The following is a 14,672-nucleotide window of genomic DNA, read 5'->3' as shown; positions in this document are numbered from 1 at the left end:
TAATGGTAAAGGAAAGAAATATGTGTACGGAGGAATATTATGCTGCAACACTCAATTACGAAAGATGAAATTATGATGATTGCGAATGAGTTCGTTCAAGGGCTTGATCCGCAGCAAGTTGCTGATCAGGAGCATGTCGCTACAGCTCGGCACCTATATCGTAGTGGTGTTGTCTATAACGTTGACTTTGATGGCTATACGCTATCAGGAACTGTAGATGCTGAAGGCAGTGTATATAGCGTTCACATCCCGATTCGTAATGTCTCTGAAAGCTATTGCGATTGCTTTGCGCCAACGCAATGTGAGCATATGCTTGCTGTGTTACTATCTGCAGCTTCAAGTTTTGGGCAGGTAGGGGACGTATTAACTTTATTTAAAAATAATACGAAACCTTCCCTTCCTCCTATTCGAACTGCAAGACAAGTATTGCAATCATCAGCTTTTGAAGAAATGGATTATAAAAGTTGGCACACATACTTTGAAAATGAATTTGAATCATTTAAAAAGGATCAGGCTCGGCTCACTTATAAACAAATGTATTTTCTTATGAGTCTTTTTACAGACTTCTATACAAAATTAGAACGGAAAGCTCCGCGCGTCATTGCTATTCATGAATTATTTAAATTGCACGCGGCACTTTATTGCTTTCAAAAATTATTAGAAGAAATTCAAGAATTTGAAGCAAACAAACTATATTCTTATCACCAACCAGTTAACGTCGTTCGTCTATTCGTTGATAAAGTTGAATCTATCGTTAGGGACTTAAAAACAGAAGCGATTCCGGCAGAATCTGAACCTATTTTACAAGAAACAGCTCGGCTCACCCATGAAGTATTCTTCTCTACCGATGCTTATACACAAGAGCGATTCTTCATTTATCGTCACATATGGGGTGAATTGTTAAGAACAGAAGAACAGCTACAGGAAGAAGCAAAACGGATCGATACTAAAATGAATCCACTTTCCAAAGCATTAGCCTCTTCTCATCTGCTCTTTTTAAATAATGAAGATTTATTGGCAATGGAATTACTCGAAAAACAGCCTGCTTCTGTAGTAAGCCTTTATTTTTATTGGTTAGAAGAGTTATTAAGTGCAATGCAGTGGGATCGCGGGAAAAATTGGCTTTCCTTTACGTATAAACAAGTAAAGAAAACAATACTCGAACAAGAGAATACCGTCTTCATACAAGATATCGTTCGGTTATTTGTAATGATGTATGAAACGTATGCAACACACACAAATGAACAAGCGGGATTAGAAATGATTTTACAAGAACTCCTGCCGTATAGTTTCGCAAATTACGAACAATACGTACTAGCGAAGAAACAATACCGTGAATGGGCAGAACTTCATCTCTTATATGGATTTGAGGCAATCGAACTTTTGAAAGAACCATTGAAAGATATTGAAAAAGAAGCGCCTGAAGCAGCACTTCCTCTTTATCACCTTGCCGCAACAGCAGCAATTGAAGAACGGAATCGCAAATCATATAGACGTGCCGTTCGTTACTTAAAGAAATTACGTATGCTTTATAAACGACTGAAACGAACTGATGAATGGGATGCCTTCATTATTCACATTGCTAATTTACATTCACGTCTGCGCGCACTACAAGAGGAATTACGGAAAGGAAAATTAATCGATGATCATACAAACTGAAGTAACAATTAGGCTCCAGCACGTTAGTCAAGGTTGGTTCCTTTGGGGAGAAGATGATAGCGGTGCTCCCTTATCCGTAGCAATTTGGAAACAAAATGCATTCACATGGCACTCTACTTCCTTCTACGGCACGTTTCTAAAAGAAGCAACGTATGAAGGTAAACAAGGCGTTATGCTAACGAATGTGCAAGCATTTGAATACATCGCAAATAAACCGATGAACTCATTTGCAAATATGCAAATGAACGGTCCTATTACAGCACTTACAAAGGATGCAGATGAATTATGGGACGCTTTCGTAATTGGAAACTTCGTACCCGATATGGAGCGTTGGTCTCATCAGCCATCTTGGAAAGTTCAGAATACCCCAATTGAAGATGACACGTTAGCATCACTTTTCACTTCAGCGGTGAACGAAAGTATTTTGCAAGATAGTCGCTCAAATGATGGCTGGGAAGATGCAAAGAGACTATATGAACATTACGACTTTACAAAAAGACAATTGGAAGCAGCACTACATGAGGAAGATTGGCTTCGAAAAATTGGTTACATTGAAGATGATCTTCCATTTATAGTTGGATTAAGGCTTCAAGAACCACAAGAAGAATTTGAAATGTGGAAGCTCGAAACAATCGTTACGCCAAAGCGTGGTGCGCATCGCATATATGTATATGAGAATATCGATTCCTTGCCAAAAAGATGGCACGATTACGAAGAACGTATTCTTGAAACACAAGAAGGATTCAGTAAGCTCATACCGTGGCTAAAAGAGGACGACAAGTTCAGGGAAGAACTCTTTGAAACAGAAGCTTGGAACTTCTTAACCGAAGCAAGTAATGAATTACTCGCAGCAGGTATTACAATTTTACTACCATCATGGTGGCAAAATTTAAAAGCAACAAAACCGAAGTTACGTGTACAGCTGAAGCAAAGCACAGCACAAACACAATCTTTCTTCGGCATGAATACGCTCGTTAATTTCGACTGGCGCATTTCAACGGACGGAATTGATTTATCAGAAAGCGAATTTTTTGAACTTGTTGAGCAGAACAAACGCCTTTTCAATTTAAATGGTCAATGGATGCGACTTGATCCTGCCTTTATTGAAGAAGTAAAAAAACTAATGAACCGTGCAGATAAATATGGACTAGAAATGAAAGACGTGTTGCAGCAACATTTATCTAACACCGCGGAAACAGAAATTGTAGAAGACGATAGTCCGTTTACCGATATTGAAATCGAACTAGATGGATATTATGAAGAGCTTTTCCAAAAACTTCTGCACATTGGAGATATTCCAAAAGTAGATGTACCCTCTTCACTACAAGCAACACTCCGTCCATATCAACAACACGGTATTGAATGGTTGCTATACTTACGAAAGCTTGGATTTGGAGCATTATTAGCCGATGATATGGGACTTGGAAAAAGTATTCAAACGATAACTTACTTACTATACGCTAAAGAAAACAATCTCCAAACAGGACCTGCATTAATTGTTGCACCAACATCAGTCCTTGGAAATTGGCAAAAAGAATTTGAGCGTTTCGCACCAAATTTACGTGTTCAGTTACATTACGGGGGGAACCGAGCTAAGGATGAGTCATTTAAAGACTTCCTTCAATCAGCAGATGTTGTATTAACTTCTTATGCATTAGCTCAGCTTGATGAAGAAGAACTTAGTACCTTATGCTGGGATGCTGTTATTTTAGATGAAGCTCAAAATATAAAAAACCCACATACGAAACAGTCGAAAGCAGTAAGAAACCTACAAGCAAATCACAAAATTGCTTTAACCGGTACACCAATGGAAAACCGACTTGCTGAGCTTTGGTCTATTTTCGACTTTATCAATCATGGGTATCTCGGAAGCTTAGGACAATTCCAGCGCCGCTTCGTCACACCGATTGAAAAGGACCGTGATGAAGGAAAAATCCAGCAAGTACAACGATTTATCTCGCCATTTTTATTGCGTCGTACGAAGAAAGATCAAACAGTCGCATTAAACTTGCCAGATAAACAAGAACAAAAAGCTTATTGTCCACTAACTGGTGAACAGGCTTCCTTATATGAACAACTTGTTCAAGATACATTACAAAATGTAGAAGGATTAAGTGGAATTGAAAGACGTGGATTTATATTACTTATGCTGAATAAACTAAAACAAATTTGTAACCACCCAGCCCTTTATTTGAAAGAAGAAGAACCACAAGATATCATCGAACGCTCCATGAAAACAAAAACGGTAATGGAACTCATCGAAAATATAAAAGACCAAAATGAAAGTTGCCTAATCTTCACTCAATACATTGGCATGGGGAACATGCTAAAACGTATGCTAGAAGAAAAATTCGGTCAGCGCGTCCTCTTCTTAAACGGGAGTGTACCGAAGAAAGAACGTGACAAGATGATCGAGCAGTTCCAAAACGGAACGTATGACATCTTCATTTTATCATTAAAGGCCGGCGGAACAGGATTGAACTTAACTGCTGCCAACCATGTCATTCACTATGACCGTTGGTGGAATCCAGCTGTAGAAAACCAAGCAACAGACCGTGCATATCGCATTGGTCAAAAACGCTTCGTTCACGTTCATAAACTCATTACAACAGGAACGCTTGAAGAGAAAATTGATGAAATGTTAGAACGAAAACAATCACTAAACAATGCCGTCATTACAAGCGATAGTTGGATGACCGAGCTATCAACAGACGAACTAAAAGAATTACTTGGTGTATAAAGTGAAACTTTAATCAGTGGGGGTTCCATCCCCCACTGATTATTAGCCCTCACCAATTGACCTTTTATAGACAGAAGACCCCCGCCGAATTTTTGGGCGGAGTCTTGCTGTCCAAAAATTGCGGGATAAATAAAAAAGGAGCAGATCCCGAAATGAGATTAGCTCCTTTTTCTATGCCAAAACCAATTGCTTATTATAATTCCTGTCAATCCGCCACACGTATCAAGCAATGAATCTTGCCACATTGGTGTACGGCCCCCCGTAAATCCTTGATGAATTTCATCAAATGTTGCATAGCCCGCAACGAAAAGAAGGGCGTATATAAAGCACCGTTTCCTCGAATAACCCGATCTATGAAAAGCAAAGTACGCCAATGAACCAAGCATAAAGAACACCGTAAAATGAGCTCCTTTACGAAGGAAGAACTCAATAAAACCACCTACACCCTTATTTGCGATACTAACAGGTGTACCTCCGCCATAATCGATAGATACCCATGAAAAATTCTCTTTTACAAACTCAACATTTACATATTGCTCAATATTTGAGCGCATATCCTGTTTTTTATATGGCTGTGCTGAGGAATGGAAAATAAGCCCCATCCATAATAATACAGGAATCCAAAATAACCATTTACGATTCATTCTCCCGAAAGCTCCTCTCTTATTCTTTTAAGAGTACCAAAAAAAAGAAAAAATTTCACGCCAAAGCATGACAGTTGAAACAATCGTAATGGATTTAACTTTACGTCTCGTATTAAACGGTGGATTAAACAAAAATGGAAAAACAGTTTCTAAGAACAAGCAATGCAAACATATTAAAACAAATGCAGATTTAGGGAAGTACATGCTGTAGCACGTGCTTTTGCTTCATTACAAGGATCACCACTTCATGCTGTACAACTTGTAAGCACGTCAGATCTTTCTAATCTATAAATCAAAAGGAGTGAATAAAGTATGCAAGCACTTGAGTTAATTTTCGCGAAAGAAGATGGAAAAACAGTTTTTTTCTATCGATAATCCCATCACACCCGTAAAAAAGGTGCACGCCTCATAGAAAAAACGCTTCTGTTGCAAGAAAAGCATTACCAAATGAACAGGTTTCTAAGTGTCTTAGATTAGTGAATAATAAAACCAACGTTCAGGTTTGGGAACATAAAAAAACTAAAAGGGCATTTTATAATGGCCTATTGGTTTGTGGAAGTGTTTGAAATTGTCCGGTTTGCGCAGCGAAAATTAATGAGAGACGACGTAAGGATTTACAGCATGCTCTTGATATACAGAAAAGTGAAGGTGGTTGTATCGCTTTATTAGCCCCTACGTTTAGGCATAATAACGCTGATAGATTAAAAGAAATGTTAGAAAAATTCGGATTAAGTACGAGTTATAAATATGGTTTGGATTTGCAAGATGGAGATGAAGCTCAAAATTATTTAAGTAAACATGGTACTTGGGGTTTGGATCAGAAACTGAGTAAAGCGTATATTAAAAAAGCTAAAAATGATTCGATGACGCCTTTTGATTTTTTACGGAGATATCTTGAGGAAGATGATGAAAGGTATTTAAAATTGTTCCGAGAATATGCTGAGTGTTTCAAAGGTAAGCGCAATTGCAATGGTCACAAGGTTTAAAAAAGAGATTCATATTAGAAGATAAGACAGATGAGCAAGTTGCTAAAGAGAAGCTAGAAGACGCTGATTTGTTAGGTCTATTAGATTACGATATTTGGAAAAAGATTTTAAAATACGAAAATCGTTCCTACTTCTTGGATTTATGCGAGAAATATCATTTCAAGAAAGCGGTGAATATCGTGTCTAACTATCAGTTTGACAAAAATAAAAAGCCAAGTCCCCAAGAATTAGGACTTGACTTCAAACAATAGCACATTGTTATATTTTAATTCTTTTGGTGTTAGCGCACTAAAAGGATTTTTTATTGTTTTAATGGACTTATTATAACATAAAATCTGAGTCTTGTTCACGGATTTAATTGCTATTTATTAGTTTTGAGTGAATGTATTCTTTCGTAAAATGCCAATTTTTTGCTTAATTCCTCGCACTTTTCCTTTAATACCTCGCACTCCCTATTTTTGTTGTCGAACCGTTTTGATAAACGTTGGATTTCCTTTTGTAATTCTGTTGAATCATTAAGTATTCGTGATATCCGCTCTGTTAAAGTAGTCTGTTTTACAAGTTCTTTTATCGCCATAAACTCCAACTCCTTTATGTTTTTTAAATAAAATTCTCTATGAGTTATAAGTTTTCCTTCTTTTATGTTTTTAAAAAAATGATATAATTGTTTTAAATTAAAAATCAAAAGAGGTGCGACTTATGAGTTGTAACGGTTCGGATGAAATTTTAAAAGTAAGCCCTAATTTTAATTTTATTGATGATGTAGGGAGTATAAAATCCTTAGAGCATAACGTAGATGGAGAGAAAGTAATTGTTCCAGTACGACAATATAGCAAGGAAAGCTTTGTTGAAATGAAAGCTAATTCCTTTAGATCCTTGCTCGACTCTTTAAATGACAAAATAAAAAAGAACTGGGATTCATATGAGAAAGAAAAAAGACAAACGCAATTATTAAATACTAAATTACTAAACAAACAAGCGGAAATTGAAATGCTAAAAACAAGATTAAAAGCTTATGAAAAATTTGAAAACCAACAAGGAAAAGGAAGGCCAAAAGTATTAAGCGGTGAAGAATTAGCTATTGCCTATAAACATCTTAAATCTTACAAAGAAAAGACAGGTCGCTATAACTATTCGAGGACTTTTCGTTACATGCAAGAAAATTATGCATATGAAGGCTCTCACGTAACGCTGATGAATAGTTTAAGAGAAAAACACCCAGAAATATTGGATAAACCTTCACAAATTAATACAGGGCAAAACAAACGGTCTAAACCACTATTAACTGATGAAATGTTAGAAATCGCTTATAAATATCGTATGAAAAATTCAAGAATAGCTGAAGATGGAAAGCGTAAATATCCCAATACTATGAAAATAAACGAATACTTGAAAATAAATCATGGTTACTATGGGGGAGTTGAGCAATTGAAAGAGAGATTATCAGTTAAAATTAGAGAACAAAAAGATATTCAGAAAATAGACCCGGCATCGCTAGCTGTTCAAAAGTTGTTTCAAGAAAAATTGAAAGGTGACAAATGATTGGAAAATGGGTAGAAGTCGAGATAAATGGTCAAATATGCTACGAAAAGTTAAAAACAAAGAAGCCTTACCGCCAGTTATCATAAGAGCAATATGGACTCGTTATTCTTGTGGACAAACACCAGAAAAAATACATGAAAAACTAAAAGAAGAACGACAAATAAGTGCTAGTTTGGAAACTATAGAAACTTATATAGAGAAAGTAGTAAAGCCTTATTTCGATAAAAAAGAGAGTGGAGAAGCTTAATTTCTCCACTCTTTTTACAATCAGGACATTGCCAGTTCAAGATTGTATCGCGTGTGATACCTGAAATCCCGATTTTTCGAGTAAAATGAGTGCAGCCGTACCATTTTTGTGATTCTTTAGGAATCGGATTACCTTGCAAATTAGCGTTGCAATGAGGACAAAATTCTTTGCTATCGTTCATGTAATTCACCTCCTTGTTTTTCGGTGTGAGTGTTGTGTCTGAGTATAAATTTGATAAAAATAAAAAAGACAAGTTCCTCCCAAGAACTTGACTTTAAATAAAAACTTGTGATTTAAGTATCTAAATTATATGTAGATTAGATTCATTCAATCCTTTTGGTGCGACCAACACCGAGAGGATTTTTTGATTTTTTTGACGGAATTATTGTACCATAAGTTTAGTTTTTTGTTCAATTCAATGTAGTTATAGTTTTGTTTTATCATAAGGTTTTATTTTTTGTCCACAGTTTAACGAAAATCAGTTCAGTTTAGCGAAGTATCAGTTCATTCTCATAAAGTATTAGCTTAGTCTCATTAAGCATCAGCCTAGTCTCATTAAGCATCAGCCTAGTCTCATTAAGCATCAGCCTAGTCTCATTAAGCATCAGCCTAGTCTCATTAAGCATCAGCCTAGTCTCATTAAGCATCAGCCTAATCTCATTAAGCATCAGCCTAATCTCATTAAGCATCAGCCTAATCTCATTAAGCATCAGCCTAATCTCATTAAGCATCAGCCTAATCTCATTAAGCATCAGCCTAATCTCATTAAGCATCAGCCTAATCTCATTAAGCATCAGCCTAATCTCATTAAGCATCAGCCTAATCTCATTAAGCATCAGCCTAGTCTAGCAAAAGCGTAGTTTCGTTTGACGATAGGTCAGGGATAGCCCACGTTCTTCCATCATTTCAACTAAATCATGAAAACTGATGCTATACCGTAGGTACCATCTCACGGTTAATAAAATAATATCCGGTTGAGAATGTTTCCACTTGAATGGATTTTTCTCTTTCACACCAATCACATCCTTTTTTAGAGTACTAATATCAGTATGTCCAAGTTTAGGCGGTCATTTACAAGCGTTTTGGAGTGTTTGCACCAGAACAAAAAAACTTTATCTGAAGTTCACATTACTCCGTAAATCAAAAAGACGAATCTGCATCATTTTGCAGATTCGTCTTTTTTCTTCGGCATTTCAATCGGGATAAAGATCTTTGAAAAACCAACGCAAACATATTTATAATTCTCTCCGCCTAAATCAAACTCGGTCGTATAGGTTGAGAAGAAAATATAATCATTTCGCTTTGTATAATGATCGATTAATAATCCAACTTGTGGCTCAACATATTTATTTGCCAGTTTTTTACCCGCCGATGCTAAGTCGCCAAGTAAACCCTCTTTATTTTCTTTCTCAACCTCATCTAGCTTCTTACTCACATCATTACGCTTCATAAATTGTTTTGCTGCCCAATCTGTATATTCTCCCTTACTTGGATTACTGTTTGCTAAATAAAATAAGAGAACAGCCGCTAGAGCCATAATAATATACTTTTTCTTCATGATATATCACCGCCTACTCTTTTCTCTTTTCATATATATATATATATATATATGTACAAGCATTGCAAATTAGAAAGACTATCATCTATTGATTGTAAACGAACAATAAAAATTTACAATACGCAACAGAAGATTAATAGAGACTTCTCACAATTCGCATATAGTTATATTGGGAATAAAAATTATATACGGGAGGATTTAAATTTATGGATAATGAAAATGATATTTTTATTTCTAGTTCTACAATGATGATCGAACTTTATAAGTACCCTTATTACCACACAAAAATCATCAACAGTAGTGGAAGCCACCTACACTCATGCCAAACAGCTCTCCAACTCATAAAGAAATCCTGTCTAACACATGTTCATTCTACTTATCAAGGTAGACGTGCTGCAGTCCAAGCAAAATTTAATTTCAAACAAAATATGCCAATTCCAATTAATCATAGAGAATATATTTGTACTTTTCCAACAGAATCTCCTTCGTCCTCAAACGGCATATGGTTGTTCTACAACCGTATACAGGATATAGAAATTTTCAAAAAAACTAAACAAGCTAAAATTTATTTTTCAAACGGAGCTACCGCAATGATACAAATCAGTTCCCATAAGTTAAGTCAGCAATTATGGAAAGTCGGATATGTATTATCCCGAATGAACATGCAAGATTCACTACACTTAAAAAACTTCATGCCACATTTACTACCTTAAAATGAATAGAATGAAAGGTAATATTTTCCATACCTTCCATTCTACTTATTATTTTTATTCCTTTATACTATCTCGCATTTTCTCAAGCACCTGTCGATACAACCATCTCGTTTGATAGTACGTCATCCCCATTTCATAGGCTATCTCTCCCATCTTTTTCCCTACAAAGAATCACTCTGAAATAATGTACCTCTCTCTCATTTAACACACTCATAAAATCTTGTGCTCTTGTTCCCACATCTTCAAATTCAAATCGTTCATCATACTCTCTAACACACACATACCTTTCATAAGCATGCCAAAGACCTATTAAACCACATCGATAATATTCTTCATGATCTTGATAAATATTTAATCTCTTTATTTGACTTATAATCATACCTTCATACAAAACAACCGTATCTGCAAAAGTCACTGGCTTCACACAATACCCATTTCTAAAAGGTATACCTCTCTATTATTCCGCAGTACTTCTACAATATAAGAAGAGAAAAGAATTTTCATTGTAGTTAATTTCAAATACTGTTGCTGGAATTTGAAATAGGGGTAAAAATAAAAAGGTGACTCTCAGAAGAGTCACCTTTTCAAAATAATATGTTATGCGCCAAAATCAGAGAACATACCGCCTAACATACTAAACCCAATTGTAAGAATAAAGAATATAGAAATTAAAATTATTGCTTGTTTTTTACTTAAACCAGCAACGATACGCAAGCCTAAGCCAGTTAAAATTAAGCTCCAAATGTTAAAGACTTCAAATGCAGAACCAATGCCATATGCAATTGTTCCTTGTTCAAATAAAGGCCCTAAACTTGTATATTTATCAGCGCCATTCCCACCGAGAATATATCCTAAAGCTACATTGAGAAGGCTACCAACATAAAAGACAACATTGGCATATATATAAATAGATAATATCTTCATATATGGAGTATCATTGCTCATAAACATCATAATAACTTTATAAAATCCTGCTACCACAAAAAGACCAACAGCTGTTCCAACTAGACCTCCAACAGCTCCAAATCCAAGTGTAGTCCATTTCATTATTCCCGTCGTATCATCCTTAACCAGCTTCGCTAGCTCCGGAGTATTAAGTAACCCTAAATAAGCTACCGCTGCTGATAAAATTGTCCCCATTAAAAGGAATAAGAAAAATCCTCCCCAGACTGGGCTTTTCGTCTTCATTCTCTCAAACTGTAAGCCTGGAGAAGTAACCATTCCAAATAATGACGGCTTCTTCGCACCTTCATCTTGCGTATTAATATTTGCTTCCATTATAACGCCTCCCTCTATTTATATAACCCGTTCTAACGGGCGGTTCACATCCTCATTTTGAGGCTACGAACCGCCCACTAGAACGGTAATGTGTAGTTCTACTACACTATTAATTACTCATAACGTAATGCTTCAATTGGATCCAATTTCGCAGCTTTGTTCGCTGGAATTAATCCGAAAATAATACCAAGTGTCATCGAGAACAATACGCCTCCAACAACAACTTCCCATGAAACGAGCGGTGGCCATTTCGCAAATGTGGAAACGATATATGCTCCGCCATATCCAAGACCAATTCCGATCAAACCACCTAGAAGTGTTAACATAACTGCTTCAATTAAGAACTGTAATAAAATTTTACTACGCGTTGCTCCAAGTGCTTTACGTATTCCAATTTCGCGCGTACGCTCCGTTACAGATACGAGCATAATGTTCATAACGCCGATACCACCAACGACTAATGAAATACCAGCGATACCGCCGATGATCATCGTCATAATACCAGTTACTTTAGAAACATTTTCTTGGAATTCTTTTAAATTCACCAGTTCATATTTACCTGGAATTTCACTTGGCTTACGACTATTTAATACATCAACTGCTTGTTTCCCTGCCGCTTCTAAATCATCTACATTTTTAGCTTGAATTGCGATATTTTGAATATTATCTGTTCCGTATAAAACAGGCCATAACGTAAGGGGGACTAATGCTTCTTCCATCTCAAATCCCATAAACTCATTATCAGATCTGTACACACCGATAATTTGCATCGGTTGTCCTTTCATCTCAATAATTTGTCCAACTGGGTTTACGTCCTTAAATAATGTCTCTTCTGTTTTTGTACTAATCATCACAACGTTATTTGCATGAGAAATATCTGATTCACTTAAAGTACGTCCCTTTACGACCTTTACTTTATTAACCGCAAAATATTCATTATCAAGACCAATAACATTCAGATTTGCTTTTTTATCATTTACATCAAGCACCTCTGAATTCTGGTTTGTCGTAATAACGTGTGAAACATCTTTCACTTGTTTTACTTCCAAAATATCTTCTTCCGTTAACTTTGGTATTTCAAATCCACCTATAGCAAACTCATCATTAATATCTGGTTTAAATTGAATTGGCATAAGGTTATTACCACCAGAGCCTGCGAATTTCGACTTCAACATCGCTTCTCCGCCTTGCCCAATTGCAACGACAGTAATAATAGAACCAACGCCGATAATAATACCGAGCATCGTAAGAGCTGAACGCAGTTTATGAGCTAAAATAGAAGATAGGGCAATTTTTATACTATCTAGTAAACTCATACCGCACACCTTCTATCTTCTGTAATTTTCCCATCTCGCAGTACAATGCGGCGGGAAGAATACGCTGCTACTTCCTCTTCATGCGTAACCATAACAATTGTTGTACCTTCTGCATTAAGCTTCGTGAAAATATCCATGACTTGCTCACCAGACTTCGTATCAAGCGCACCAGTTGGCTCATCAGCCATAATGAACGTTGGATTATTCGCAATCGATCTCGCAATAGCAACACGCTGCTTCTGTCCACCTGATAACTCATTCGGCAAATGATGAACTCTGTCGGACAAACCAACTTTACCAAGTGCCTCCAGAGCTCTTTGACGTCGCTCTGCTTTCTTCACGCCACCGTATACGAGCGGAAGTTCAACATTTTCCACCGCAGAAAGACGAGGCAGTAAATTAAAGTGCTGGAATACAAATCCAATATATTCATTACGAATTAAAGCAAGCTTTGACTCGTCTGCTGTTAAGATATTCACATCATTCAGCATATATTCGCCTTCTGTTGGACGATCTAAACAACCAATAATGTTCATAAGCGTTGACTTACCGGAACCAGAAGGCCCCATAATCGAAACAAACTCACCACTCTGAATTGTTAAACTAATACCATGCAAAATCGGCACCGCCAATTTCCCTTGGTAATACGTTTTAGCAATATTATTTAACGTAATCATTTCTCTTTCACTTCCATTCCGTCATACACATCGTCGGAAGGATTTTTAACCACCTTTTGCCCCACTGTTACGCCTTCTACAATCTCTGTCCAGTCTCCATCAGTAGAACCTTTTTTCACATTCTGCTTACGAAGCTTCCCTTTATCCTCAACATAAACAAATGCATCATCGCCTTTTTCTACAATGCTCTTAGTCGGAACAGCAATCATCGTCTTATTCTCTAAATTTACTTGCAATGAAACGTGGTAACCTGGAGATAAACCGTCTTGACTATCAAGGCTTGCTTTATATGTATATTGAGACATATTTTGAGTCGCTTCGCCTACACCACCGGCTTGAGCCATCTCTGCACTCGTTGGGAATTCACTTACCTCTGTAATCTTACCTGTCCACTTCTTCTTGCTATTTGCTTTCGCAGTTACAGTGAATGTTTGATCTTTTTGAATTTGTGACTTTTGAAGCTCAGTTAACGTCCCTTGAACTTGGAACGGGTCTTTAGAAGCCACTTGTAAAAATGCCTTTCCTTGTCCACCTAACGCTTGAGATGAACTTTGTGCTGCATCTTTATCTAACTTTTGAACAACACCCGTAAAGTTACTATAAATCGTAAGTTCTTTCTGCTTTTTACTTAACTCTTCTTTTTGCAACTTCCCTTTTTCTTTCTCAAGATCAGTTGTTTTCTGCGTCATCTCTAACTCACTTACTTGCTCTTCCATCGGATCTGTTACTTCTTTCCCAGCTCCGCCATCTTTCGCCTTCTTAATTTCTTTCTTCAACGAATCAATCTTCTTTTTCCCTTGATCATAACGCATATCTGCCATCTTCTGATCAAGCTCAGCTTGCTTCATTTGAAGATTAATCTCTTCATTGTCATAAGAGAATAACTTCGTACCTTTCTCTACCTCTTGCCCTTCTTTTACCTCAATATCTTTCACTTTTCCTTTAGTCGGATCCGCATAAAAACTCTCGATATTCCCAGGCTTCACCTGACCAGAAATTAACTTCGTATTATTCAGCTTACGCTCTGTCACTTTCTCAAAACTTACAGCATCTGTCTTAGCTGTACCCTTCTTCTTGCCTTGCATAATAAAAATATTAACTGCTGCAACAATAACAATTAGTGCAATAACCCCGATAATAATCCATTTTTTCTTCTTGTTTGGAGTACGAACCGTATTTGGTACCATATTCTCTCTCCCTTTATAAATTAATAGTTTAATAAACACTACAATTGTATAAAACTTTCTGAAAAATAATTGTATATTATTACAATCTTTTTACAAAGTTTTACACATTCATTTATATTGTAACA

Annotated in this window: 15 protein-coding genes and 4 pseudogenes; 9 read left to right on the top strand and 10 right to left on the bottom strand. The window is 36.4% G+C overall.

The features are described from left to right. Positions 1 to 39 precede the first annotated feature (39 nt). Complete coding sequence (locus ACP6L7_RS29740; protein WP_430529582.1) at positions 40 to 1,659, top strand: SWIM zinc finger family protein; 1,620 nt, start codon at positions 40 to 42, stop codon at positions 1,657 to 1,659. Further along, positions 1,643 to 4,399, top strand: coding sequence for a DEAD/DEAH box helicase (locus ACP6L7_RS29735; protein WP_430529581.1), 2,757 nt, complete (start codon positions 1,643 to 1,645; stop codon positions 4,397 to 4,399). Before ACP6L7_RS29740 ends, ACP6L7_RS29735 begins: the two co-directional genes overlap by 17 nt. Positions 4,400 to 4,557: 158 nt before the next feature. Here ACP6L7_RS29735 and ACP6L7_RS29730 read toward each other — a convergent pair whose 3' ends face one another. After that, positions 4,558 to 5,043 carry a VanZ family protein gene (locus ACP6L7_RS29730; protein WP_430529580.1) on the bottom strand — a complete coding sequence of 162 codons (486 nt, stop codon included), beginning with the start codon at positions 5,041 to 5,043 and terminating at the stop codon, positions 4,558 to 4,560. 67 nt (positions 5,044 to 5,110) lie between these two features. Here ACP6L7_RS29730 and ACP6L7_RS29725 point away from each other — a divergent pair. From ACP6L7_RS29725 to ACP6L7_RS29710, 4 genes and pseudogenes are all read left to right on the top strand, one after another. Beyond that, a pseudogene (locus ACP6L7_RS29725) lies at positions 5,111 to 5,334 on the top strand (DUF1659 domain-containing protein). Positions 5,335 to 5,355: 21 nt separating this feature from the next. Further along, positions 5,356 to 5,434, top strand: a pseudogene (locus ACP6L7_RS29720) (DUF2922 domain-containing protein); the annotation flags it as partial. 319 nt (positions 5,435 to 5,753) lie between these two features. Continuing rightward, a complete protein-coding gene (locus ACP6L7_RS29715) occupies positions 5,754 to 6,029 on the top strand; it encodes a hypothetical protein (RefSeq protein ID WP_430529579.1) in 276 nt (91 codons plus the stop codon). After that, complete coding sequence (locus tag ACP6L7_RS29710) at positions 6,008 to 6,280, top strand: Rolling circle replication protein, Rep63 protein (RefSeq protein WP_430529578.1); 273 nt, start codon at positions 6,008 to 6,010, stop codon at positions 6,278 to 6,280. Before ACP6L7_RS29715 ends, ACP6L7_RS29710 begins: the two co-directional genes overlap by 22 nt. Positions 6,281 to 6,390: 110 nt before the next feature. Here the strand turns inward: ACP6L7_RS29710 and ACP6L7_RS29705 are convergent, their stop codons facing one another. Further along, positions 6,391 to 6,606 (bottom strand): hypothetical protein, encoded by a 216-nt coding sequence (locus ACP6L7_RS29705; protein ID WP_430529577.1) that lies wholly within the window; start codon positions 6,604 to 6,606, stop codon positions 6,391 to 6,393. A 122-nt stretch (positions 6,607 to 6,728) separates the two neighbouring features. Here ACP6L7_RS29705 and ACP6L7_RS29700 point away from each other — a divergent pair, with 122 nt between their 5' ends. Further along, positions 6,729 to 7,571, top strand: a complete 843-nt coding sequence (locus ACP6L7_RS29700; RefSeq protein ID WP_430529576.1) for a hypothetical protein — start codon at positions 6,729 to 6,731, stop codon at positions 7,569 to 7,571. After that, on the top strand, positions 7,561 to 7,818 hold the full coding sequence (locus ACP6L7_RS29695; RefSeq protein ID WP_430529575.1) for a hypothetical protein: 258 nt from the start codon (positions 7,561 to 7,563) through the stop codon (positions 7,816 to 7,818). Before ACP6L7_RS29700 ends, ACP6L7_RS29695 begins: the two co-directional genes overlap by 11 nt. 488 nt (positions 7,819 to 8,306) lie before the next feature. Here the strand turns inward: ACP6L7_RS29695 and ACP6L7_RS29690 are convergent, their stop codons facing one another. The 3 genes and pseudogenes from ACP6L7_RS29690 to ACP6L7_RS29680 form a co-directional block, all read right to left on the bottom strand. Then, on the bottom strand, positions 8,307 to 8,633 hold the full coding sequence (locus ACP6L7_RS29690; protein WP_430529574.1) for a hypothetical protein: 327 nt from the start codon (positions 8,631 to 8,633) through the stop codon (positions 8,307 to 8,309). A 57-nt stretch (positions 8,634 to 8,690) separates the two neighbouring features. Then, positions 8,691 to 8,831 (bottom strand): annotated as a pseudogene (locus tag ACP6L7_RS29685) (IS6 family transposase); the annotation flags it as partial. 146 nt (positions 8,832 to 8,977) lie between these two features. Then, positions 8,978 to 9,376, bottom strand: coding sequence for a DUF4359 domain-containing protein (locus ACP6L7_RS29680; protein WP_430529573.1), 399 nt, complete (start codon positions 9,374 to 9,376; stop codon positions 8,978 to 8,980). Between the two features lie 206 nt (positions 9,377 to 9,582). On the opposite strand from ACP6L7_RS29680, the gene ACP6L7_RS29675 reads away from it, so the two are divergent. Continuing rightward, a complete protein-coding gene (locus ACP6L7_RS29675; RefSeq protein WP_430529572.1) occupies positions 9,583 to 10,089 on the top strand; it encodes a competence protein ComK in 507 nt (168 codons plus the stop codon). Between the two features lie 54 nt (positions 10,090 to 10,143). Here the strand turns inward: ACP6L7_RS29675 and ACP6L7_RS29670 are convergent. From ACP6L7_RS29670 to ACP6L7_RS29650, 5 genes and pseudogenes are all read right to left on the bottom strand, one after another. Continuing rightward, positions 10,144 to 10,513: pseudogene (locus ACP6L7_RS29670) on the bottom strand (sigma-70 family RNA polymerase sigma factor). 173 nt (positions 10,514 to 10,686) lie between these two features. Next, a complete protein-coding gene (gene yknW, locus ACP6L7_RS29665) occupies positions 10,687 to 11,367 on the bottom strand; it encodes a YknW family membrane protein (RefSeq protein WP_430529571.1) in 681 nt (226 codons plus the stop codon). Positions 11,368 to 11,480: 113 nt separating this feature from the next. Further along, a complete protein-coding gene (locus ACP6L7_RS29660; RefSeq protein ID WP_097832416.1) occupies positions 11,481 to 12,683 on the bottom strand; it encodes an ABC transporter permease in 1,203 nt (400 codons plus the stop codon). Then, positions 12,680 to 13,360 (bottom strand): ABC transporter ATP-binding protein, encoded by a 681-nt coding sequence (locus tag ACP6L7_RS29655; RefSeq protein ID WP_000631628.1) that lies wholly within the window; start codon positions 13,358 to 13,360, stop codon positions 12,680 to 12,682. The genes ACP6L7_RS29660 and ACP6L7_RS29655 overlap by 4 nt, the downstream gene beginning before the upstream one ends. Next, entirely contained in the window at positions 13,357 to 14,547 is a 1,191-nt protein-coding gene (locus ACP6L7_RS29650; protein WP_430529570.1) for an efflux RND transporter periplasmic adaptor subunit, read from the bottom strand. The genes ACP6L7_RS29655 and ACP6L7_RS29650 overlap by 4 nt, the downstream gene beginning before the upstream one ends. Positions 14,548 to 14,672: the final 125 nt, after the last annotated feature.

Source organism: Bacillus silvicola, assembly GCF_050524305.1.
Classification (GTDB): Bacteria; Bacillota; Bacilli; order Bacillales; family Bacillaceae_G; genus Bacillus_A; species Bacillus_A cereus_AT.
The sequence above is the reverse complement of the archived record's forward strand: the minus strand, read 5'-3'. Positions and strand labels throughout refer to the sequence as shown.

Coding starts and splice junctions, on each gene's coding strand:
- yknW (WP_430529571.1), bottom strand. CDS start 11,367: ATGGAAGCAAATATTAATACGCAAGATGAAGGTGCGAAGAAGCCGTCA.
- ACP6L7_RS29700 (WP_430529576.1), top strand. CDS start 6,729: ATGAGTTGTAACGGTTCGGATGAAATTTTAAAAGTAAGCCCTAATTTT.
- ACP6L7_RS29690 (WP_430529574.1), bottom strand. CDS start 8,633: ATGCTTAATGAGATTAGGCTGATGCTTAATGAGATTAGGCTGATGCTT.
- ACP6L7_RS29650 (WP_430529570.1), bottom strand. CDS start 14,547: ATGGTACCAAATACGGTTCGTACTCCAAACAAGAAGAAAAAATGGATT.
- ACP6L7_RS29735 (WP_430529581.1), top strand. CDS start 1,643: ATGATCATACAAACTGAAGTAACAATTAGGCTCCAGCACGTTAGTCAA.
- ACP6L7_RS29660 (WP_097832416.1), bottom strand. CDS start 12,683: ATGAGTTTACTAGATAGTATAAAAATTGCCCTATCTTCTATTTTAGCT.
- ACP6L7_RS29730 (WP_430529580.1), bottom strand. CDS start 5,043: ATGAATCGTAAATGGTTATTTTGGATTCCTGTATTATTATGGATGGGG.
- ACP6L7_RS29705 (WP_430529577.1), bottom strand. CDS start 6,606: ATGGCGATAAAAGAACTTGTAAAACAGACTACTTTAACAGAGCGGATA.
- ACP6L7_RS29675 (WP_430529572.1), top strand. CDS start 9,583: ATGGATAATGAAAATGATATTTTTATTTCTAGTTCTACAATGATGATC.
- ACP6L7_RS29740 (WP_430529582.1), top strand. CDS start 40: ATGCTGCAACACTCAATTACGAAAGATGAAATTATGATGATTGCGAAT.
- ACP6L7_RS29655 (WP_000631628.1), bottom strand. CDS start 13,360: ATGATTACGTTAAATAATATTGCTAAAACGTATTACCAAGGGAAATTG.
- ACP6L7_RS29715 (WP_430529579.1), top strand. CDS start 5,754: ATGTTAGAAAAATTCGGATTAAGTACGAGTTATAAATATGGTTTGGAT.
- ACP6L7_RS29680 (WP_430529573.1), bottom strand. CDS start 9,376: ATGAAGAAAAAGTATATTATTATGGCTCTAGCGGCTGTTCTCTTATTT.